This window comes from Vibrio sp. 1CM2L (genome assembly GCF_023161695.1).
In the GTDB taxonomy this organism is placed as follows: Bacteria; Pseudomonadota; Gammaproteobacteria; order Enterobacterales; family Vibrionaceae; genus Vibrio; species Vibrio coralliirubri.
Genome location: NZ_JALNTT010000006.1, coordinates 164,742 through 185,538 on the forward strand (window position 1 = coordinate 164,742; position 20,797 = coordinate 185,538).

General features: G+C 43.1%; 18 protein-coding genes. 8 read left to right on the forward strand and 10 right to left on the reverse strand.

What is annotated here, in order from left to right; translation table 11 throughout:
• Positions 1–14: 14 nt before the first annotated feature.
• Positions 15–143: a hypothetical protein gene (locus MSG34_RS24220; RefSeq protein ID WP_017059831.1), complete on the reverse strand. Its 129-nt coding sequence runs from the start codon at positions 141–143 to the stop codon at positions 15–17.
• Positions 144–589: 446 nt separating this feature from the next.
• Between MSG34_RS24220 and MSG34_RS18955 the strand changes: the two genes are divergently transcribed.
• Both MSG34_RS18955 and MSG34_RS18960 read left to right on the forward strand, forming a co-directional pair.
• Positions 590–1,813, forward strand: coding sequence for an aromatic amino acid transport family protein (locus MSG34_RS18955; RefSeq protein WP_248339030.1), 1,224 nt, complete (start codon positions 590–592; stop codon positions 1,811–1,813).
• 148 nt (positions 1,814–1,961) lie between these two features.
• The gene (locus MSG34_RS18960) at positions 1,962–3,386 is read left to right on the forward strand and encodes a methyl-accepting chemotaxis protein (protein ID WP_048613711.1); all 1,425 of its coding nucleotides are present in this window, start codon (positions 1,962–1,964) and stop codon (positions 3,384–3,386) included.
• A gap of 407 nt (positions 3,387–3,793) precedes the next feature.
• On the opposite strand, the gene MSG34_RS18965 is transcribed toward MSG34_RS18960, so the two are convergent.
• The 3 genes from MSG34_RS18965 to MSG34_RS18975 form a co-directional block, all read right to left on the reverse strand.
• A complete protein-coding gene (locus MSG34_RS18965) occupies positions 3,794–4,519 on the reverse strand; it encodes an HAD-IA family hydrolase (RefSeq protein WP_048608419.1) in 726 nt (241 codons plus the stop codon).
• A gap of 305 nt (positions 4,520–4,824) precedes the next feature.
• On the reverse strand, positions 4,825–6,633 hold the full coding sequence (locus tag MSG34_RS18970; protein ID WP_248339032.1) for an HD domain-containing phosphohydrolase: 1,809 nt from the start codon (positions 6,631–6,633) through the stop codon (positions 4,825–4,827).
• 60 nt (positions 6,634–6,693) lie between these two features.
• Entirely contained in the window at positions 6,694–7,188 is a 495-nt protein-coding gene (locus MSG34_RS18975; RefSeq protein WP_248339034.1) for a hypothetical protein, read from the reverse strand.
• A 248-nt stretch (positions 7,189–7,436) separates the two neighbouring features.
• Between MSG34_RS18975 and MSG34_RS18980 the strand changes: the two genes are divergently transcribed.
• From MSG34_RS18980 to MSG34_RS18995, 4 genes are all read left to right on the forward strand, one after another.
• Entirely contained in the window at positions 7,437–7,913 is a 477-nt protein-coding gene (locus MSG34_RS18980) for a CreA family protein (RefSeq protein WP_017059837.1), read from the forward strand.
• Positions 7,914–8,041: 128 nt separating this feature from the next.
• Positions 8,042–9,346 (forward strand): inosine/guanosine kinase, encoded by a 1,305-nt coding sequence (locus MSG34_RS18985; protein ID WP_017069885.1) that lies wholly within the window; start codon positions 8,042–8,044, stop codon positions 9,344–9,346.
• A gap of 294 nt (positions 9,347–9,640) precedes the next feature.
• On the forward strand, positions 9,641–11,389 hold the full coding sequence (locus MSG34_RS18990; RefSeq protein WP_248339036.1) for a formate--tetrahydrofolate ligase: 1,749 nt from the start codon (positions 9,641–9,643) through the stop codon (positions 11,387–11,389).
• A 223-nt stretch (positions 11,390–11,612) separates the two neighbouring features.
• Complete coding sequence (locus tag MSG34_RS18995; RefSeq protein ID WP_248339038.1) at positions 11,613–13,517, forward strand: diguanylate cyclase; 1,905 nt, start codon at positions 11,613–11,615, stop codon at positions 13,515–13,517.
• Positions 13,518–13,580: 63 nt separating this feature from the next.
• On the opposite strand, the gene MSG34_RS19000 is transcribed toward MSG34_RS18995, so the two are convergent.
• Positions 13,581–14,186, reverse strand: coding sequence for a beta-phosphoglucomutase family hydrolase (locus tag MSG34_RS19000; protein ID WP_248339106.1), 606 nt, complete (start codon positions 14,184–14,186; stop codon positions 13,581–13,583).
• Positions 14,187–14,273: 87 nt separating this feature from the next.
• Here MSG34_RS19000 and arfB point away from each other — a divergent pair, with 87 nt between their 5' ends.
• Positions 14,274–14,684, forward strand: a complete 411-nt coding sequence (arfB, locus tag MSG34_RS19005; RefSeq protein WP_050620793.1) for an alternative ribosome rescue aminoacyl-tRNA hydrolase ArfB — start codon at positions 14,274–14,276, stop codon at positions 14,682–14,684.
• Positions 14,685–14,890: 206 nt separating this feature from the next.
• Here arfB and MSG34_RS19010 read toward each other — a convergent pair whose 3' ends face one another.
• Together MSG34_RS19010 and MSG34_RS19015 are read right to left on the reverse strand one after the other, a co-directional pair.
• Positions 14,891–15,532 carry an outer membrane beta-barrel protein gene (locus MSG34_RS19010; RefSeq protein ID WP_248339040.1) on the reverse strand — a complete coding sequence of 214 codons (642 nt, stop codon included), beginning with the start codon at positions 15,530–15,532 and terminating at the stop codon, positions 14,891–14,893.
• A gap of 426 nt (positions 15,533–15,958) precedes the next feature.
• The gene (locus MSG34_RS19015; protein ID WP_019822198.1) at positions 15,959–16,276 is read right to left on the reverse strand and encodes a helix-turn-helix domain-containing protein; all 318 of its coding nucleotides are present in this window, start codon (positions 16,274–16,276) and stop codon (positions 15,959–15,961) included.
• Between the two features lie 201 nt (positions 16,277–16,477).
• Here MSG34_RS19015 and MSG34_RS19020 point away from each other — a divergent pair, with 201 nt between their 5' ends.
• Entirely contained in the window at positions 16,478–16,804 is a 327-nt protein-coding gene (locus MSG34_RS19020) for a hypothetical protein (protein WP_086773878.1), read from the forward strand.
• Positions 16,805–16,926: 122 nt separating this feature from the next.
• Here the strand turns inward: MSG34_RS19020 and MSG34_RS19025 are convergent, their stop codons facing one another.
• From MSG34_RS19025 to MSG34_RS19035, 3 genes are all read right to left on the reverse strand, one after another.
• Complete coding sequence (locus MSG34_RS19025; protein WP_248339042.1) at positions 16,927–17,985, reverse strand: trypsin-like serine protease; 1,059 nt, start codon at positions 17,983–17,985, stop codon at positions 16,927–16,929.
• 279 nt (positions 17,986–18,264) lie between these two features.
• Entirely contained in the window at positions 18,265–19,398 is a 1,134-nt protein-coding gene (gene gcvT / locus MSG34_RS19030) for a glycine cleavage system aminomethyltransferase GcvT (protein WP_048608440.1), read from the reverse strand.
• A gap of 448 nt (positions 19,399–19,846) precedes the next feature.
• Complete coding sequence (locus MSG34_RS19035; RefSeq protein WP_017064652.1) at positions 19,847–20,470, reverse strand: XRE family transcriptional regulator; 624 nt, start codon at positions 20,468–20,470, stop codon at positions 19,847–19,849.
• Positions 20,471–20,797: the final 327 nt, after the last annotated feature.

Consider the following 20,797-nt stretch of genomic DNA (forward strand, 5'->3'; position numbering starts at 1 on the left):
AAGATCTTAAAAGCTTAGTTTGAAGACTTGAAAAGCTCTTCTGCTAACTGTTTCACTGTCTGTTCATAGTCAGACAAATCAATGCCAATTTCCATAGCATCTAACAACTCTAGACTTTCGTCATTATAAGATTGGTCACTCATTGTGCCCCCTCTATTCCTTGATGTGGACATGATGTCCTATTAACTAGTGCACCATCTTGGACTTATATTATGTCACTTTGATGAACGCACTCTACTCTACCCATTCCATATTCATAGCTTAAAGCTACTCGCGATCATTAACGCTTTTTTACGCTAAAGGGGTATACGCGAACGACATATGTACTGTCACCTTACACCAAGTACAACAAATTACTCTATAAATTTTGAAGCTGGTCATGGTCAAACGTTTGCTTTGCTCATTTGAATGCTGCCACGCCCCTTTATGTAAATATTAATTTACAGTGGATATTTTTAATTACATTAGGCATTGCATTTGGAATTAAACTCAATCAGAATACTTCAAAATCGAGATATTCTTTGGGTTTATGCGCTTAAGCTAGAAGAATTACAATGAAAACACACCCTAACGTAAAGAATTATATACAATGAATAAATCAAAGGTTTTTGGTAGTACTTTGATCATTGCAGGCACAACTATTGGTGCTGGCATGCTCGCTCTTCCACTTGCTTCTGCAGGTATTGGCTTTTCAACTTCACTTTTCTTGATGCTGGGTTTATGGGCGTTAATGGCCTTTACGGCACTATTAATGGTAGAGCTTCACCAATTCGCAGAATCTGACGCTACCCTGCACACGTTAGCTCACACCATTTTAGGGACAAAAGGAAAGTGGATTGCGAGCTTCGCGGTGATGTTTCTTTTCTACGCTCTGTGTGCGGCATACATAGCTGGCGGCGGTGCGCAATTTAACCAACGAATTTCCGATATCGCAGGTATCGAACTCAATGCTCAAATCACCACGCTTCTATTTACCCTATTAGTTGCTGGCGTTGTGACGATTGGTACACACAGTGTTGATAAAGTTAACCGCGTTTTGTTTGGCTTAAAGCTTATCGCGATGGTTTTGGTACTCAGCTTCTTAGCGCCAAACATTACCTCTCAATACCTAATGAGTATGCCTTTACAGCAAGGCCTGATTGTGGCGGCGATTCCGGTTGTGTTTACCTCTTTTGGTTTCCACGGCAGCATCCCATCAATCGTTCGATACCTAGATGGTGACGTCCGTTCTTTACGTAAAGTAATGATTATTGGCTCGGCACTGCCTCTGCTTATCTACGTTTTCTGGCAAAGTGTTACTTTGGGTGTGATTAGCCAAGAGCAATTATTGTCTGATACAAGTTTAGGCGCGCTATTAGTCTCACTATCGCAGACTGTTCATCAATCCAACCTAAGCGTGATCGTCGGTGTGTTCGCGGACCTTGCACTACTGACATCTTTTATTGGTGTTAGCTTGGGCTTATTTGAATTTATGGGCGACTCACTGAGCAAGAAACTAGGTAACGCGAAACGTGTTAAGACAGCTGCTATCACCTTCTTACCGCCACTGGGTTTTGCCTTATTTTACCCACAAGGCTTCATCATGGCTTTAGGCTACGCAGCCATTGCACTTTCAGTGCTCGCGATTCTGTTACCAACAGTGATGGTCTACAAGGTTCGTTACACTGATTTCTCTGTCAAACCTCAATCTGCAGAAGCCAGTTACCAAGTGTTAGGCGGTAGCAAAGCGCTGTTTTTAGCAGGTAGCGTTGGCGTATTTATCATTGCCATTCAAGTTCTTATTTCAGTAGGGTTACTGCCTTCTTTGGGCTAATAAACCTATAAAGAACTAATTTGCTTGATCCAGGTCTCATAAACAACATGTCACTATCATTAATTTTCACAATTAGTCGATTGAAGTCACATTTTTATTGAGGTCGGTTATTTAGAGTCCACGGTAAAGGATTTACCGTGGAGTTTTTATGAAAGAAGTACAATTTCGAACGATAGACAAACTGTTTATCAAGATGTCGATCAACGACAAGTTTTGGGTCATTTTCTTAATCTTTTTTGCCGCTCTGGCAAGCCTAGCTGGACTCAACTACGTCAACAAAATGGAGCACATTGACGTAACTGCAAAACAGCAGGTCGAGTATCAACTGCAAGGCATTTTATCAGCATCAGATTCCCCTGCTTCTGTTCGCTCTGTTAGTCAGCAAACTCGCGCTCAACAAACCACTATTTCAAACAATGGTTCGGTGACTGCCACAGCACTCGCACAAGATGGCAACTACTACTCACTTACCGTTTCAACTAACGATATACAGAATCAAAAGCAGCAAGCACTGTACACTTTATTACTGAGCTTTTTGTGGTGTGTGCCTTTTGGTCTTTTCTGTTACTGGGTAGCGACCTTCCTAGGCGGCGCACTTTGGGTTCTTTACTCAACGACTCAAAAGATTGGTGATGGTGACTTAACATCACGCCTTGGCTTCCACCCTGGCCGTGACGAATTTGGTACGATTGGTTGTGCGCTTGACCGTTCAATGGACACGCTTAGTGAGTTAGTCAACAACGTAAACCACAGTGCAGCAACGCTAAGTGAAACGTCGGCTTCTTTCGAAACAGAGATGAAGCGCAGCGAAACACAAATCATGAGCCAAAACGCCTCTCTGGACTCTGTAGCGACAGCAATGGATCAGATGACAGCTTCGGCAAATGAAGTCTCTAACATCTCTGCCCGTTCAACTGAACAAACTGAGCAAGACGCGCAGCAAATCAATGATAGCCACGCGAAGGTTCAACAAGCCATCTCGGAAATCACCACCCTTTCTTCTTTGATTGAGCAAACCTCGTCTTCTGTTACTAGCTTGAATGTGAACACGAGCCAAATTAACGAGGTCATCACGACGATCAATGCTATTTCAGAGCAAACTAACTTACTTGCTTTGAATGCCGCGATTGAAGCCGCTCGTGCGGGCGAACAAGGCCGAGGTTTCGCTGTTGTTGCTGATGAAGTAAGAACACTGGCAAGCCGCACTCAGTCAGCTACCGTTGAAATCCAAGCGATGATTGAACGCTTGCAGCAAGAGAGCCAAAATATCGCGAAGATCACCGAACAAACAGTTGATCAAGCGCAAACCAGTAGCCAGCTGATTTCGGACATTGGTCACGACGTCAACTCGATTGCAGATTCAGCTCAAGCACTGATGGACATGAGTATCCAAATCGCAACATCAGCCGATGAGCAAAGTAACGTTGCCAATACGATTGCAGCTGAACTTAACGATATTCGCAGCCAATCCGATGTGATTAAAGACGTCGCTCAAAACTCTTCAAATGGTGTATCTAGACTAACAGAAGCGTCGGTTTCTCTGTCTCAGACGTTGGCACGATACCGTACTTAAGGCTCAACTGGCGAACTAGCGGCGCGAGTTGAAAACAAACTAATGAGGACTCGTAATGGGTCCTTTTTTTTGGCTTTTGTTTAATAACATTACAAGAGGCATGGTCAATAACGATGACATTATCAATTACCATGAAGCAAGTCGCAAAGGAGAGATTAAGAAGTGTCAGAACTGTCTAATATTCGAGCTTAGGAGTAATCTAATTAAACGGGTCTTTTTTCGCTTACCCTCTTGCTGCAGGTGACACATAATGAATAAAACAGAAACACCAAACACCGACGACATTACATGCCCTTTATGCCAACACGACGAGTATCTGCTTTCAGAAAGTGGAGAGAAGTTTACTTGTGCATCTTGCGGTTTCCATACCAAACAATTTAGTAAGGTAGTCAGCCTTCAATTAAGCACTACCCCACCAAAGCTGCAGAATTCGATATACCACCATTTGAGCAGTGCTTGCCATTAATCCAAACTGAAATTTCTTCTAAACTGTAGATATCCTGAGCCGCGAGTTCTGCTGAGTCGGCTTCGGGATCTACGATTGCTTCATCAATACTCGGGCGTAATCGAAACGATTGGATACCCGCGCGAACACCAGCCTCAATCCCTTTCAACGTATCATCCACATAGATGCACTCATTCGGCAGAAAACCCATGTTCATGGCCGTGTACATGATTAGATCAGGATCTGGCTTCCAACTGTTAGCATCAAAAGCTGAGTACACTTTGCCTTTGAAGTCGTCAAGCATGCCTGTCATCGCCAATGAAGATTCAACTCTAGATTTCGGTGCATTGGAAGCGATACAAAACTCGATATCTTGTTGTTTTAGGAATTCAATAAGTTCGATAGCACCGTCCATCGGTTTTAAATGACGCTGGAACAGCGCTTCTAATTCAGTGCGATATAATGGTTCAAGTGTATCAATAGAGATAGATAGCCCAAGACGTTCTTGTGTATCCATTAAGATGTCGGCTAGCTTCCCGCCTTGAAAGTGCGCATAGCAGTCGTTGACATTTAGCTCCGCTCCAAAGCCAGTGAAAACGTTCACCAAAGCTTGGCAGCACAGCTTTTCACTATCGATAAGTGTTCCGTCACAATCGAAAATCACACATTTAGTCTGTTCTAACCGCATAGGTATCTCACTTAGATTGAATCCAAGTTTTATCCTATAGTGTTCTTTCAATGGGCGAGATGATTGAGGTAACAGTTTGCGGATACAGGCTTATTTCTCTTCGCGAAATATGGAGTTGATCACTTTATCGCTCGGCATAAGCAACAGTTTTCATCAAATTAACCCAGATTCTGCGAAACCAAATACTGCGAGGTTTACATAAGTGACTCAATTTCAGTGGAAAATATAAATCACCACTTCCTAGCCGGATCGTGGAGAATAGATAAAGAAGCCAAGACGTATAGGCAACTCAAAGAGAGCGACGGTTAGCTAACAACCGACTCTTTTAATACCTTTGCTTCAATAGTAGGTGCAGACGCATATTCTACAGTTCCAGTATCGGGATACGAATCTCGGATAGCGACAAACTCGGGTAAGTGTTTCAGTAGCAATTTAGTAAGCTGAGGATCAAACTGGTAACCACACTCTCGCTCGAACAAATCGACCACCATCTCTAACGGCCACGGTTCTTTGTAGCAACGTGCACTAAGCAGCGCATCAAATACATCGGCTACAGCTGTGATACGAGCAAACAGGTGTATTTCATCTCCCACTTTGCCATTCGGGTATCCTGCTCCATCCCAGCGCTCATGATGTTCGTTAGCAATGATTGCTGCGAGGTTGGTAATATCACCAGATCCGCTCTTCAATAAGTTGTAGCCAGCCGTAGTGTGAAGCTTCATCACTTCCCACTCTTGGTCGGTTAATTTCCCAGGTTTATCCAAGATCGATTCAGGGACAGAAATCTTACCCACATCGTGCATTGGGCTAATGATCTCAATCATCTCGACCTCACGATGGCTCAAGCCACGATACTTCGCAAGCAGTGCAGACAACTTGGCTACACGCTTAACGTGATTACCTGTTTCGCCAGAGCGGGTTTCAATTGCTTCTCCGAGAACATGAATCATATCCTTTTGAATATTCAAGGTCTGTTTCTGAAGCTTTAGGATTCGTTTGTTCTTATTCGCCAACTCTTTCTTTTGGCGCAGAGTAACGAATTGCATCAAGATGATCAGGCTTAAACCCGCAATCACCATCGACAGCCCCAATAACAACTGGAAGTTTTTGCGAATAAAGGACGAAGGCTCGTTAATGAAAACCGCTTCGTCAGGTAACGCGTTCGCACTAATCCCGTATCGCTTCATTGCAAGGTAATTGAATACAAAACGTTTGTTGTCTCCGGGAGTTAACGGTGTCGTAAAACCAAGAGGAAGGTATTTATCCAACGCATCGACAGCCTCTTCACCCATGCTTTGTGAGTGATTAACGTAGCCACCGAGTACATCACCCGAAATATAGAAATGCCACAAAGCAAACACCGGAGCGGCACTCGCTTTTGACAACGTATCCGCAATCTCTTGGTAAGTGTGGTAAACCCCTTGCTTCAACTCGGTGTTGTAATGACTGAGCAACACCGCATCGTCCGCAGAGATCCCTTCCAAAAACTGACTCGTATGCTCCAGCGACAAGTCTCGTATCTCTACGAGATTGATATTTGGAATTTCAGCCATCATTTTGTTCATTTCTTTATGAATCAATTCAGACGTGACACTGTAATCATTTACAAAATAGAGATTCTTTAGATTAGGTCTTAATTTGGAGATCAGCTTAATATTAACGTCTATCTGATCGTTCTCATAAAGCACGGTTGCTCTGTCAGACACCGCGTACATGTCGGTGCTGAAATCATTGATGCCGCCTGCAACGACAGGTGTGGAGCGATCAATCAAATTAGGCAGAGATTCAAGAAAATTGGCCGCGTTATCGTCCGTCGCAATTACACCATCAAATTTATAACCTGCATATTTCGTACGTAAGTAGTGCGCAAGAGAGTCGTAATACTCTGGGCTGTGAACACGCTTTGAATCCAAATACTCTATTGAGAGTTTAACTTCGGTTTGAGACTGGCTGAACGCACTGTCTATCCCTTTTTGGAAGTCAGCAGTCCATTGATAAGAAGGTTCGTATGAGTGTAAAACTAGGATGCGTTTTATATCCCAGTCGTTAGCAAAGCTGAGTGAAGAATAAGCGCTAACACACAATACAGCGATTGATATCAATAGCTTGTACATACAATACCCTTTAAATAAGACGGGGTATTGTACTTAGATTAACGCTTTGTCAAAGAATCTTTAGTTCTCGATCCACACTTTATCGCAAGAAGCATGATCTTGTGCCCAAAAATCGTGTAACTGCTTAGCAAAGTTGTTGATACTTTGACCATTTCCAGCAACGAGATCCGAGATCAATAGGGAATCATCCGCCTTTGTGACGATAGCGCTCGCCACAACTTCACCGTTTTGAGTACCAATATATAAGACATGATCGTCAGAGAGCATAATTTGGCTCAAGAACTCAAGCATGTGTGCCCTTTCGGTTTCATCTTGGTAAACGCTTGCTTGGTTAAGTGAAAATAGCACGGTCAATTTATGGAAATCGACTTTATGCAGTTCATCAATTTGGGAAGGAGTTTGATCTTGTGCTAGGAGTTGGTATGTCTTGGATGGGAGTTTGCTTTGATAAAGTTCACGGCCGAGAAGGCTCTCTTTTGCGGGGTAAGCAATATCGAGCTGACTAAACAGCCATTGGTTTTTCTTGTGTGCAATTTCAGGTATTTCGTTATTCATTCTTTTAGTACCTACGGTTAGTATCCCCAAATATCGCAGTTATTTGGAAGACATACGGTCGGCTGAGGTGCCGAGCTACAAGCAGAGAGCATACAGAGCATGACCAAGGCCAACAAGTACTTTAAATGCTTCATATTTTTCATTATCCAACAACATCCTTTAAGAACTTAGCGAAAAGCTCTACACTCGTATTCAAGCTTTCAATATCCTTATAGTAAACAGAACTATATAAATAAAAAGGACTTCTTATGAAAAAAGCCTTAATAGCAGCAGGTATCGTGACAATGTTAGCTGGCTGTTCGGACAACGAGGTTGGCGACGTCTCACTGGGTTTCTTCACAATGAAGGATATCAAGATGTCTTCATTAGATGACGATAAGATCGCGGGTGTTACCTGCCATATCGCATCAATCGAAGCAAACCTTAGCCTTTCTGATCCAAGTGATAGCTCTATCTCTTGTCGTCAAACAGGTGAAATTACACCAGAAATGATTGCTCAAATAGACAAGAGTAAGTCTGGCGAAGTGGTATTCAAGCAATCGAAAAGTATCTTCTTTAAAACAATGAAGGTTCGTCGTATCTACGATGCAGAGAATCAGTCGCTGCTTTACTTGTCTTACACCACCAAAGAAACGGAAGGCAGTTTCAAACATAGCCTTTCAACTGTTCCTCTTTGGGGTACAGAGGCTTACGTAGATCCAGCAACACTTGTTCCTGCTGAATAGCCTTAAGCACAAGTAAGCCTAATCCCCTGTACAGACATTGTGCAGGTGATTCAAAATGTAATAAAAATGAAAGAAACAGAAACAAAATGTGATATCATGCGGCAAAATTTTTTCACTGTATTTTTCATATGAAGTTTCCTGGACAGCGTAAATCTAAGCACTACTTTCCAACTCACGCACGTGATCCGTTGGTCAACCAAATTCAACAAACGCCTAAGCTTCACCGCGCAACGATTGTCGGTGTTGGGCAAACGATTGTTGATATCGAAGCCCGTGTTGACAACGAGTTCTTAGAAAAATACGAGCTGAGTAAAGGTCACTCACTGGTATTGGAAGAAAGTAAAGCAGATGCGCTGTATGAAGAGTTAGTTGAGCGCGGTTTGATCACGCATCAATACCCTGGCGATACTATCGGCAACACACTGCACAACTATTCCGTACTTGCAGACAGCAAATCTGTCCTGCTTGGCGTGATGTCTAAGAAGATTGAAGTTGGCTCATTTGGTTATCGTTACCTTTGCCGCACTTCCTCTCGTATGAATCTAAACCACCTTCAAACTGTTGATGGTCCAATTGGTCGTTGTTACACGCTGATTTCTGAAGATGGCGAACGTACGTTTGCAATCAACGAAGGCCACATGAACCAGCTGCTTCCAGAAAGCATTCCTGAAAAAGTGTTCGAGAAAGCGTCTGCATTGGTTGTGTCGTCATACCTAATGCGTGGCAAACCTGAAGATCCGATGCCAAAAGCGGTACAAAAAGCGATTGAATACGCCAAAGCGCACAATGTGCCTGTTGTACTAACACTTGGTACTAAGTATGTGATCGAAGGCAACGCTGAATGGTGGCAAGAATACCTGAAAGAAAACGTAACCATCGTCGCGATGAACGAAGATGAAGGTGAAGCGCTAACGGGTGAAAAAGATCCTCTATTGGCAGCTAACAAGGCACTTGAGTGGGTTGACCTAGTTCTATGTACTGCTGGCCCTATTGGTCTATACATGGCAGGTTACACTGACGAACCAGCGAAACGCGAAACCACACTGCCATTGTTACCGGGTAACATCCCTGAGTTCAATAAATACGAATTCAGCCGTGCGATGCGCAAGCAAGACTGTAAAGACCCAGTAAAAGTGTACTCTCACATTGGCCCTTACCTAGGTGGCCCCCTTGAGATTAAGAATACCAATGGTGCTGGCGATGGTGCACTTTCAGCACTACTTCACGACATGGCAGCAAACAGCTACCACCACGTGAATGTACCAAACTCAGAGAAACACGAACATACTTGTCTAACTTACTCTTCACTGTCTCAAATTTGTAAGTACGCAAACCGTGTAAGCTACGAAGTGTTGACTCAGCACTCTCCTCGCCTTTCTCGTGCACTACCAGAACGCGAAGATAGCTTAGAAGAAACATACTGGGATCGTTAATCGACCATATTAGGCAGTTACCTCTTAAAGGTTAACGCCAAGTGAGATTACCCATTCCTTGAAGGGCTGCTATATGCAGCCCTTTTTGTATTCAACACCAATATAACTGCAGCTCAAGGTAATCAGATCGAATATTTTGCTCGTTTAAGATTTGATCTCGCGCAATGACTCTTTAGATCTGTTATCTTCCAGCACATAATTCGTGTGGTTTGCCTTTACTTGGCAAATTTATACAGTACTATCGCCACGCAAACGTTTACGTACCACCTTTCGGTTCTGATATAAGGATCAAATATGCTGTCTGATATTGATATTTGTCGCTCTACTCCCCTTAAAAACATCAGTGAGGTTGCCAAGCAAGCTGGCCTGCACCACAACGAACATCAGCCATTAGGGCAATTCAAATCAAAAGTGTCTCTCACATCACTTGAACGCCTCGCCAACCAACAAGATGGTAAATTAGTCGTAGTCACGGCGATCACACCGACACCTCTTGGTGAAGGCAAAACCGTCACTACTATCGGATTGGCACAAGGCCTCGCAAAGATTAACCAATCGGCCATGGCCTGCATTCGCCAGCCTTCAATGGGTCCGGTATTTGGCGTAAAAGGCGGTGCTGCGGGTGGTGGTTACTCTCAAGTTGCCCCTATGGAACAATTAAACCTGCATCTGACAGGCGATATTCATGCTGTTACGGCCGCTCACAACCTCGCCTCTGCCGCCATTGATGCACGTTTGTATCATGAACAGCGTGAAGGTTTAGAAGCCTTTGAAGCACGCTCAGGCTTAAAAGCACTGGATATCGACCCAAGCAGAATCGTTTGGCGACGTGTACTTGACCACAATGATCGCGCATTACGCATGATCACAGTTGGCAAGAACGAAGCAGACAAGACAATTAACGGCTTTGAGCGAGAAGATGGATTTGATATCTCAGCAGCTTCAGAGCTGATGGCTATCCTTGCTCTAGCCAATGACCTTCAAGATTTGAGAAAGCGAATCGGACGAGTGGTACTTGCTTACAACAAACAAGGCTTGCCGTTAACCGCAGATGACTTCAACGTCGCAGGCGCAATGACCGTAACAATGAAGGATTCTATTGAACCAACATTGATGCAAACCCTTGAAGGCGTTCCGATCCTAATTCACGCCGGGCCTTTCGCGAACATTGCACATGGTAACTCTTCAATTATTGCCGATAAAATAGCGTTAAAACTGAGTGACTTTGTCGTGACCGAAGGTGGTTTCGGCTCAGACATGGGCTTTGAGAAAGCGTGCAACATAAAAGCGAAAGCGTCGAACAAAAAGCCCGATTGCGCTGTGGTTGTTGCAACATTACGTGGATTAAAGGCCAACTCTGGTTTATACGATTTGAGACCGGGCACTCCATTACCAGATTCAATCTTTAATGATGACCAAGACGCGCTAATTGCAGGCTTTGAGAACCTAAAATGGCACATCAACAACGTTAAGCAATACCAAGTGCCTACAGTTGTTGCGATTAACCGATTCCCACAAGACTCAGCTCAAGAGCTCAATGCTTTGAAACAGATGATCACCGACTTCGACTCAAGCGTTAGCGTTGAAGTAAGCGAAGCATTTGGTCAAGGTGGCGAAGGGGCGACTCAACTGGCTCACGCCGTGGTAAAAGCTTGCCAAAAACAGAGTGAATTTACGCCTTTGTATCACTCAGAGCAAAGCCTAGAAGAAAAACTGATGGCAGTCGTTGAAGTTGGCTATGGCGCGGCAAGTATTTCGCTATCTCCACTGGCTAAAAAACAACTGGCTGAATTCAAACTGCATGGCTATAGCGACCTATCGGTTTGTTTGGCAAAAACACCGCTATCGATCTCGACAGAAGCACACGTAAAAGGTGCACCTACCCAATTTGACGTGCCTGTTAGAGAACTAAAACTGTGTGCTGGTGCTGGCTTTATTTACGCGTTGTGCGGCAATGTGATGACTATGCCAGGCTTGCCTGATAAACCGGCGTTCATGTCGTTAGATATTGATAGTAATGGAAATATCGTCGGCCTTAGCTAGATAAATGGAAATTAATCGCGATTAATTTGGCTCAATTTTCAGAGCGGTGTTCTATATTGAGCAATCATTCCCTAACGAAGTGATTGCTCAACAATCAAGCCCAAGTGCAAAAAGTTGCACTAAAATCGTAGTTATATGCGAATCTTGTTTTAACTTCTGGGTCAAGATCACATTAAAAACCTTATAAAATATATAGTATTGCGCTGATTCTTTGAGGACAGTGATGAATACAAGTATAAAAAAACTAGTCAGCCAATTTCTATGTACCATCTTTGCCCTAGGACTAGTCCCTGCCCTCTACATAAACTCTGAATTCGACAGGGTTGAAGCTCAGCACACGCTAAATATCAAACAGTCCAGTCAGAACCAAATCGAATACAGCTTTCATGAGCTCGCTGTTATTGTTGAGCAAATATCTAACGCTGTTCCTTCTATCGCCGACTCTCAAACACTACTCCGAGCGATTCAAGAACCTTCTATTATCCATAAAGAAACCCTGCAAGATCTTTGGGTGATGTTAGCTCGTGGCCAAAAATACTATTCCCAGCTTCGTTATCTCGATCTAGCCGGCAACGAAGTGTTCCGCGTTAACTACAAAGACGGTCAAGCAACTGTCGTCCCAGAAAACGAACTGCAAAACAAATCCTCTCGAGATTACTACAAGATGCTTCAGAAGTTAGAGATTGGCGATGTCAGCTCTAGAGGCATTGACCTAGAAATGGAAAATGGAGAAATCATTCACCCGTTAACGCCGGCGCTTCGCATTATGACGCCAGTCGCTGAAGGGAATCGAATCATTGGTTACTTCATTGCAAATCTAAACATGCTTGAGATTTACAAGCGTCTTCATTACCAAATCGGAGACTCAGCTGCAGTCCCGGTCATTCTAAATAAAACTGGCCATGTCATCATGGGCCCCGATCCGGCTGAATCATTTGGACATGTTTTAGAGTCACGTTCAGACAAGACATACGCAAAGCTATATCCGGCGCTTTGGAAAGACATTCAATCCAACTCTTCGTCTAGCTATTTCGATGGTAAGAACTGGTATTTCCACTCTGACATCAGCCCAAAGATAAAGCAGTTTGCAGGCCCTATTTACATGGTTCTTCACATTGAAAATCAGCATTTCAGCAGTCAATACCGACAAGAAAAACAAGCGATTATCGTTCAGATCATCACCTTATCTTTCTTGATTTCGATGATCTCCGCTGGCTTCGTATTGTGGAACAGCAACCACAAGAAGAACAGTATCGAGAGCCAACTTGCTAAGGCTGCGATGAATGGCATGTCTGCCTTGGTGATTACCGACAGAAACAACCGAATCATCAAGGTAAACCAAGAGTTCACCCGTGTGAGTGGCTACGAGTTAGAAGACGTAAAAGGCCGCCAACCGTCCATGTTTGCTTCTGGTCGCTACAACGAAGAGTTCTACATCAAGATGTGGAGCATCATCAAAGAGAAAGGCATGTGGGAAGGCGAAGTGGTTAATCGTCGCAAAGACGGGTCTTTGATCACGGAAATACTGCGAATCCAAACCATCAAAGATTCGAAAGACGTGATTCAGTTTTATGTCGCTTCATTTGTGGATATCAGTAAACACAAAGAGCTAGAAAACAAACTGAGAAACCTGAGTGAAAAAGATGCCTTAGCTGGGTGTTGGAACCGCCGTAAGTTCGATCTTGAGCTGCGAGATGAGTGTTCTCGTGTGAATAGATACCCTACTCGCGAACAATCTTGCTTAGCGATTTTGGACATAGACCACTTCAAACGCATCAACGACAGATTTGGTCATGATTATGGTGATAGAGTCATTCAAACCGTTGCTCAGGTATTACAACGAGAGTGCCGAGAAACTGATTTTGTGGCTCGCATTGGTGGTGAAGAATTTGGCGTTATTCTACCTCATACCACAACGGAAGAAGCTGAATACGTTCTCAACAGACTGAGAATTGCTGTCAGCCTTGAACTCGATAACGTGGTGACGGTCAGTGGCGGAATCACCAACCTGACCAACGACCCTGCTCTTAACTACAAGTGCGCCGATTTAGCACTCTATGAAGCCAAAGCAGCAGGCCGAAACAGTGTTTGCTTATTCCTAGACAGCGAAATGAGCGAAATCGCCTAACAGAAAATCGATATTGTTCCGCTAGGCTATCAGTTTGGCGGTTTAACAACCCAATCCTTTCAATCAGCTTGGTGCTGGATAGAACTCTAGTTTGTTCCCTTCTACCACCAGAATACAATCCATGTTCGCAGCATGAGCAGCCTGCTTACCTAGGTTGGTATCTTCAAACACAACACACTGCTTTGGCTGCAAACCCATACCAAAACACGCATCCAAGAAAGTATCCGGATTTGGTTTGTGATTCTTAACGTCAGTTGCTGTCACTAGCATATCGAGCTTACTCAAGATATCTGTCTTATCCAGTAACTGTTCGGCACTTTTACGTTGACTACCCGTCCCGACTGCAATCTTCTTGTTACCCAGATGCTCTAACAACAGAGAGTGAGTACAAGGGATAACGTCACCTTTGTCTTCAATAGCTGCAAACGACGCCATCTTAAACGTAGAGACCGCTTGTGGGTCGAGCGATAAACCGTATTTGCTGTTCACCTCACCGGCTATCTTATAACTCGGCATGCCACCCAAGCTATGCAGCCAAGACGCTTCAAAATGAAAGCCAAACTCTTCCGCCGTTTGCTGCCAAGCCTGTACATGTGCAGGCATTGTATCGATCAACGTACCGTCCATATCAAAGATTAATCCTTCATATGCCGTTAAATCTATTTTCATCACTACTACCACTCTTTAATAAAGTTACTGATACCATAACCAATATTCAGTATCATGGCGCCATATTACTGTTCAAAATGGATGTTTATGTTACAAATATCTAACTCTGTTTCGATTCAAGACTGGGAACTCCAGTTAACAGCGATCAGAGCACAAGGAGCCGGCGGTCAGAACGTCAATAAAGTATCGAGCGCGATACATTTACGTTTTGATATCAAGCACTCCACTCTACCTGACTTCTATAAAGAAAAGCTCCTAGCACACAAAGATAGCCGCATCACTAAAGATGGCGTGATTATCATTAAGGCGCAGCAGTATAGAACGCAGGAACAAAACCGAGATGACGCTTTAGTGCGTTTGAAAGAACTTATCTTGGAAGCAACAAAAGTTCAAAAAGTGAGACGAGCGACTAGACCTACACGCAACTCCCAAAAGCGAAGAGTCGATGCCAAGAAACGAAAAGCTCAGACTAAATCCCTAAGAGGTAAAGTTCAGTAGTTTGTTTCTTTTCGCTATTGATTTATATGCCTCCCAATAAGACGAAGAGTTCTAGAAGCTAGATATCTCTAAATGACATTTCGGTCTTATTTAGTTAGCTTTCACTAAAGTAAGCTTAAACCTAAAACTCAATTCTTGAAATTGCCTAAACAACAAGGCAGCTAGGCGTATCCCCCAGCTACCTTAAATAGATTTCGAAAGTTCAATTAGAACTTGTAGCCAACAGTTAGGCGAGTTTGAACCTCGTTGTCTAGACTGTTATCAGCATCGTATTTAAGCGCATTAACGTCTGCGTAGATGCCGTTGTTAAATGTAGTACGAACACCAACACCAGCAAAACCTGCTGTATCACCAGCAGTACTGCTATCGCTCTCTGTTTCTCCAATAGCGCCATCAGGAGATAAGCCGTAATCAATTTCACTAATATCAGTACTGTTAACAGCTACACCGAATTCAGCGTAAGGCTTTACATCTAGATACTGAGTTTGGAAAGTGTAACCAATATCCGTAGATAGTGTCATCGTTGTTGATTCATAGTCGTTGTTATCAACGTAAGTGGTTCCATCAGGGGTTACTTTATTGCTGGTAGATTCAGCCGTACCTTTACTTATTGAAGCTTTGACACCAACGATCTTGTTAATATCATAACCAGCTTCGATGACAAAAGACTGACCAGACTCAGAATCAAAACTTTTAACATCACCATCTTCTTGTGTAGTTGTACCGTTCTGTGTAGAAGTTAGAGAGTTAAAGCCTACACCAGCCCCCAAGCGCCAGCCTGAATCTTCAGCCATTGCTAAGCCAGATGTCAGACCAAGAGTAAGAACGATCAAAGTTATCTTTTTCATAGTAAGTTGCCTTAAGTTGTAATTTACGAATTTAAGCAACATCCCTGCGCTTCAGTATTTGTAGGTTATCAACCACCATGAAATGAGCACAAATGATATAGATCTATAACAGTAATGCGTCATACACATATCATAAATAAGCTATTGTTTAATCTTACTTCTCCACCTTCCTTTATTTACACAGCCAAAACCATTGCCCGACCCTTTTATCAAAAACTAAAAAGCCCCATAGGCAAACACCTTGGGGCTTAAAATCTCATTAAGTAGTAATACGTTTCCCATAACTCTCTGTGAAATAGCACCACCAAACAGCTGCGTGGAAGAGTGAGCTGATGGCATCATGCACTCAGTGGACACATTATCCTAGAAATATCTGTCAATTTAACTAACGAATAGATCCATTACGCTGTTTATTTGAAAGAAAGACTACTGCTTCTTTTTGACCGACAAAATCAGCTTGATCAACAACAGGCGCTCTTCGCTGGTCAGCAGACGACTGACCGCCGCTACATCTTCCGCTGTCGCTTGTGATGCACCAACAATATCAAGTACCACATCCAAATCCGTCACTTTTAATGTTCTGGTGATTGAACGATACTGAGACATCTTGATGTCCGCCTCACCGCGTTCAATCCTTTGATAGGTTTTTAAGCTCATTCCTGCACTCGAGGCTAACTTTTCTTGAGACAAGTTGGCTTGCTTCCTACGCTCAATCAGCGCCATTATTATGGGTTCTTGTGACATAAGCTCATCATCAAAAGACAGTTATGTCCTAAATTCAGCAAGAAGCAGACCATATTGACTTGTGATGGTTTACATAAGCCATCAAAGGCATATTATTCGCTTGATAAAAAACGTTACGTTTCATAAACCTTCACACTGATATCAGTTGTGAACGTACAGGCTAGGTAACTTGAGTATTCAAGTGTTGGGAAATTAGAAAAATTGCAAATTGCGAATAAGAAAGACGTCATATTGGAAATTGCGAATCGTTATAAATTGGCATTTCCTTGCATTAAGCACGCATTAGAAACGGACAATACCCGCTCAGAAATTATTGCAGTGCAGCATAGGCTACTGACTTACAAAGAAGTGCTTTTGCACGGAAGTATGTTGGAAGAGAAAGAATTGAAGCAGGCCTTTTCTGCTCTGAACCAAAATGAAAAAGGTGTCGCACAGAGCGGTATTCAAAGCATCAACGACGCAGTAAAAGAGATGGATGTGATTGTCGAAAGATACAGTAGAAAAGCGTCTACTGTACTGAGTGTGTAACCAATTAGTATCAACGAGTAGCTTAAACCTTTCAACGGCTTAAACAAACAGAACAAAGCAAAAACGGCCAGTCATAGTTGAATGACTGGCCGTTTGTTTAGATAACATGAAGACGTGGGTATCTAACGAGACATCGCTCTTCTAAACCCACCGAGCAACATCAACGCGCCTAGCAAGCCAAACGACACACTGCCTCCACTGCCGCCTGAACCAGATGAGCTTGTACCAGCAACAGCAACTCGTTTTGCCTCTGTCGCGGTAAACTGGACAGTTTCTGTGCTATCGATTACACCGTTAGTTACATCCGTAATCCAATCTTTATAATCAAATATCTCGGTAAAGACCGATGTAACACCGATGCCCGCACCACAAGTAGTCGGCCCAAAGCTTGTTATGCCAACCTGCTCATAAGTTGAGCCGTTTTTCCAAAACACCGGTCCGCCAGAATCACCTTGGCATGTACCACCATATAAACCGTTATCCGGTCCATCACCATTAAAACAAATTTGTTTGTCTGTGACTAACGGACCAAAGACAGCTTTACAGTTCGCAGTGTCTACGTAAGTCAAATCAACTTGTTGTAGCAATGTTATACCCTCAACATCAGTTTCTATGTCGCCATGACCAACAGCAACGAAATCATTCGCGACATTAAGATATGTATCAAATTGGGGAATAGCAGTTTCAGCAGAAGACGGAAGGTTGAGGGAAGCTTCTAACTTTAAAATCGCAATGTCATTTCTTAACAGTTGATTGATACTATTTGAATAATCAGTTCGGTAATACACCTCTGATACTCGTACTTTAGGAATGTTTCCGTTAGGGAATAAAGAAGTATCTTCCAATTGAGGTACAACCACGGTAAACAGTTGTACACTTTCATCACCGTAAATACAGTGCGCCGCTGTCAATACATGGTAATTATCTAAGATAGTCGCACCACAGTAAGGGCCTGTTGAGTAAACACCGTCATAATCAATACGATCAATGAACAGGCTCGCCATCGAAGGAAACTCAGCTACTGTAGCGTCGCTACCATTCACAATATAAGGTGTTACACCCACATCAGGAGTACTTTCGTCCGTGTTTTCCGTTGCCATAACACTTGATGTGTAAATCAATGGCGCTAAAAGCCCTAAAACGGCTTTACGAACCGGACTCATTGTATGGTTTACGTTCATAGTTAACTCCTTGTAACCCCTACTACTTATTTACAAAAATGATGAATCGTCACCATAACACGTCACAACCGTGATTATAGTAAGTATTTGTAACGATATCGCCACATATCTCATTTTATAAACGAATTTTAAGTAACCGTTGTTTGTGGGTAACGCTAAACCTTATACGCTCGCAAAAACATACGCTACCAAAAACAAAAAAGCCTACCGTTAGGCTTCCCAGTAAAGAGAAGCAAACAATAGGCTTTCATTTAACTTTGTGGTTTCTCTTAAAAGAGATTAGCCACGGTAGTAACGTTGAGGTACGAATGGCATTTTTTCTACTGTCATAGGTAGCTTCTTGCCACGAACTTCAGCGAATACTTCAGTGCCAATAACCGCTAGGTCAGTACGAACGTAAGCCATAGAAACAGGCTTGCCCGCGTTAGGACCCGCAGTACCACTTGTTACAACGCCAATTTTGTTGTCTTCAGCATCGAACAGCTCAGCGCCTTCACGTACTGGTGCTTTAGTCTGACCAACAAGACCAACACGCTTGCGTTGAACGTCTTTAGTCGCGATTTGCTCAAGGATGATATCAGCGCCAGGGAAACCGCCTGCACGTTCACCGTCAGTACGACGCACTTTTTGAATGCCCCATAGGAGGCTAGCTTCGACTGGTGTTGTTGTTGTATCTAGATCGTGACCGTATAAACATAGACCACACTCAAGACGAAGTGAGTCACGAGCACCAAGGCCAATCCACTCAACTTCAGCTTCTGAAGTCAGCTTACGCGCTAGTGCTTCAGCGTGATCGTTCGGTACTGAGATCTCGTAGCCATCTTCACCCGTGTAACCACTGCGGCTCACGATGCATTCAACGCCATCGATATCGACTTTTTGAACATCCATGAACAGCATGTCTGCAACGCTTGGTTGGAAACGAGCAAGAACTTCAGATGCTTTAGGGCCTTGAAGTGCCAATAGAGCGCGGTCATCAATCACTTCCATCTCTACGTCAGCTGGAAGGTGCGCAGTAAGGTGGTCGATATCTTGTGTTTTACAAGCCGCATTCACAACAACAAATAGGTGATCGCCTAGGTTTGCAACCATAAGGTCATCCATGATGCCGCCCTGCTCATTAGTAAAGAACGCGTAACGCTGTTTACCAGAAGGAAGGTCGATAATATCTACAGGAACCAAAGATTCTAAGACAGCAGCTGCGTTCGCACCATGTAGACGAAGTTGCCCCATGTGAGAAACATCAAAAAGACCGGCAGCGTCACGAGTGTGTAAGTGCTCTTTCTTTACACCTAGTGGGTACTGAACTGGCATATCGTAGCCAGCGAAAGGAACCATTTTCGCACCCTCTTCAACGTGAAGTGCGTGCAGTGGTGTTTTTAGTAGGTCTTGATTAGCGTGTTCTTGAGTCATTTTATTCTCCATGAAGCGTTGCAGGCTGTCCAAAATCAAGTCTGCCGCTTATATCTCTATTTAGAGTCGCCTCTAACGATACGGATTAACGTTAGAAACAGTAGATAGTAAAAAGTGATGTCTTTTATATAGGCTTATATTGTTAGCTTTATAAATATGAATAGCTGTACAAATTCCATACAACTCACTTTCTAAGAATTCACTTCAGTAAACTTCAATCAACATGAGTAAACCGTGTTTACTATAATAAACAAGCCTGAGTGAGTTTTACACCCTTAACAAGATTAAAACAGCTCAAAATGTGACATTTAACAATTTAAAAACAATTTATAGATGCATACAAAAACGCGATATTGATGATTTTCACATCAATATCGCGTCTGTTGGCTAACGTTCGAAACAAAAGCAAACGTTTGCATTCACTATAAGAAATTCTAAGTTTGTTAACTTATTTTGCAGTCACCCACAAAATGAGTGCATCTTCTGTACTGGTCGAAATCAGCATGTGGCCCATATTGGCATCGTAATACATGCTATCGCCTTCACTCATTGGCACAGGTTCGTAGAATTCTGAGTAGAACATCACATCGCCAGAGATGATCATTAAGAACTCTTCACCGTCATGACGCACCCAATCATTATACTCTTCAAAAGTGCGTGCTCTCACGCGGCTCTTAAACGGCATCATCTTCTTATTTGAAAGCTCAGTCGCAAGCAGCTCATGTTCATAAGTCGGTGTTGGGTGCGGCTTACCTTGGCCAGCCTTGGTTAAGTCGCGACGTCCTGTTGCCACTTTTTTTCTCGGCGGCTCAAAGAGTTGCGGCATATCTATTTGCAAACCCATCGCCAATTTTTGCATTGCTTGAAACGTTGGTGAGATCTGTTCGTTCTCGATTTTGCTGAGCGTAGAGCGAGCCAAGCCTGTTCTTTGGCTTGCTTCTTCTAACGTAATCCCAAGCTTGCCGCGGATATCTTTAATACGCTGGCCAAGCCTAAGTGGTTCGATATTCTGGTCTAACGTTTCCTTCGCCAACGTTAAAGATGGGTACTCATCATAAATGTCTTCTGACATAGGTCCCTCATTAATTTCTTGCTTCCTGTCTATTAATTTCATTGTTGCATGAAGCGCTTTGTTGATTAAAGAGCACACAGAGAAATAAAGCGTGCTCCCCGTAGCAAAACAAGAAAAGTTGTTTCCTATTGGAAATTTTTGTTGAAAATTGATTTTATCGGAGCTATGTTATCGACTTGTTAGATGAAGAGATACTACTTCAGCTTGAAGCAAATGATAGATTTAACATTTGTAAGAGCTGTTTTTTACCCGAACTTTTTGGGAAACAATTCGTGCTGCATTGACCCTACAACGATCGCTTATACGCTGTAAGAGTATATTTATAAC

Excerpts from the sequence above, each read along its gene's own strand:
- MSG34_RS24220 (WP_017059831.1), bottom strand. The coding sequence starts at position 143 with ATGAGTGACCAATCTTATAATGACGAAAGTCTAGAGTTGTTAGATGCT.
- MSG34_RS19035 (WP_017064652.1), bottom strand. The coding sequence starts at position 20,470 with ATGTCAGAAGACATTTATGATGAGTACCCATCTTTAACGTTGGCGAAG.
- MSG34_RS18985 (WP_017069885.1), top strand. The coding sequence starts at position 8,042 with ATGAAGTTTCCTGGACAGCGTAAATCTAAGCACTACTTTCCAACTCAC.
- MSG34_RS18965 (WP_048608419.1), bottom strand. The coding sequence starts at position 4,519 with ATGCGGTTAGAACAGACTAAATGTGTGATTTTCGATTGTGACGGAACA.
- MSG34_RS19015 (WP_019822198.1), bottom strand. The coding sequence starts at position 16,276 with ATGTCACAAGAACCCATAATAATGGCGCTGATTGAGCGTAGGAAGCAA.
- MSG34_RS18955 (WP_248339030.1), top strand. The coding sequence starts at position 590 with ATGAATAAATCAAAGGTTTTTGGTAGTACTTTGATCATTGCAGGCACA.
- arfB (WP_050620793.1), top strand. The coding sequence starts at position 14,274 with ATGTTACAAATATCTAACTCTGTTTCGATTCAAGACTGGGAACTCCAG.
- MSG34_RS19000 (WP_248339106.1), bottom strand. The coding sequence starts at position 14,186 with ATGAAAATAGATTTAACGGCATATGAAGGATTAATCTTTGATATGGAC.
- MSG34_RS18970 (WP_248339032.1), bottom strand. The coding sequence starts at position 6,633 with ATGTACAAGCTATTGATATCAATCGCTGTATTGTGTGTTAGCGCTTAT.
- MSG34_RS18995 (WP_248339038.1), top strand. The coding sequence starts at position 11,613 with ATGAATACAAGTATAAAAAAACTAGTCAGCCAATTTCTATGTACCATC.
- MSG34_RS18960 (WP_048613711.1), top strand. The coding sequence starts at position 1,962 with ATGAAAGAAGTACAATTTCGAACGATAGACAAACTGTTTATCAAGATG.
- MSG34_RS19025 (WP_248339042.1), bottom strand. The coding sequence starts at position 17,985 with ATGAACGTAAACCATACAATGAGTCCGGTTCGTAAAGCCGTTTTAGGG.
- gcvT (WP_048608440.1), bottom strand. The coding sequence starts at position 19,398 with ATGACTCAAGAACACGCTAATCAAGACCTACTAAAAACACCACTGCAC.
- MSG34_RS18990 (WP_248339036.1), top strand. The coding sequence starts at position 9,641 with ATGCTGTCTGATATTGATATTTGTCGCTCTACTCCCCTTAAAAACATC.
- MSG34_RS18975 (WP_248339034.1), bottom strand. The coding sequence starts at position 7,188 with ATGAATAACGAAATACCTGAAATTGCACACAAGAAAAACCAATGGCTG.
- MSG34_RS19010 (WP_248339040.1), bottom strand. The coding sequence starts at position 15,532 with ATGAAAAAGATAACTTTGATCGTTCTTACTCTTGGTCTGACATCTGGC.
- MSG34_RS18980 (WP_017059837.1), top strand. The coding sequence starts at position 7,437 with ATGAAAAAAGCCTTAATAGCAGCAGGTATCGTGACAATGTTAGCTGGC.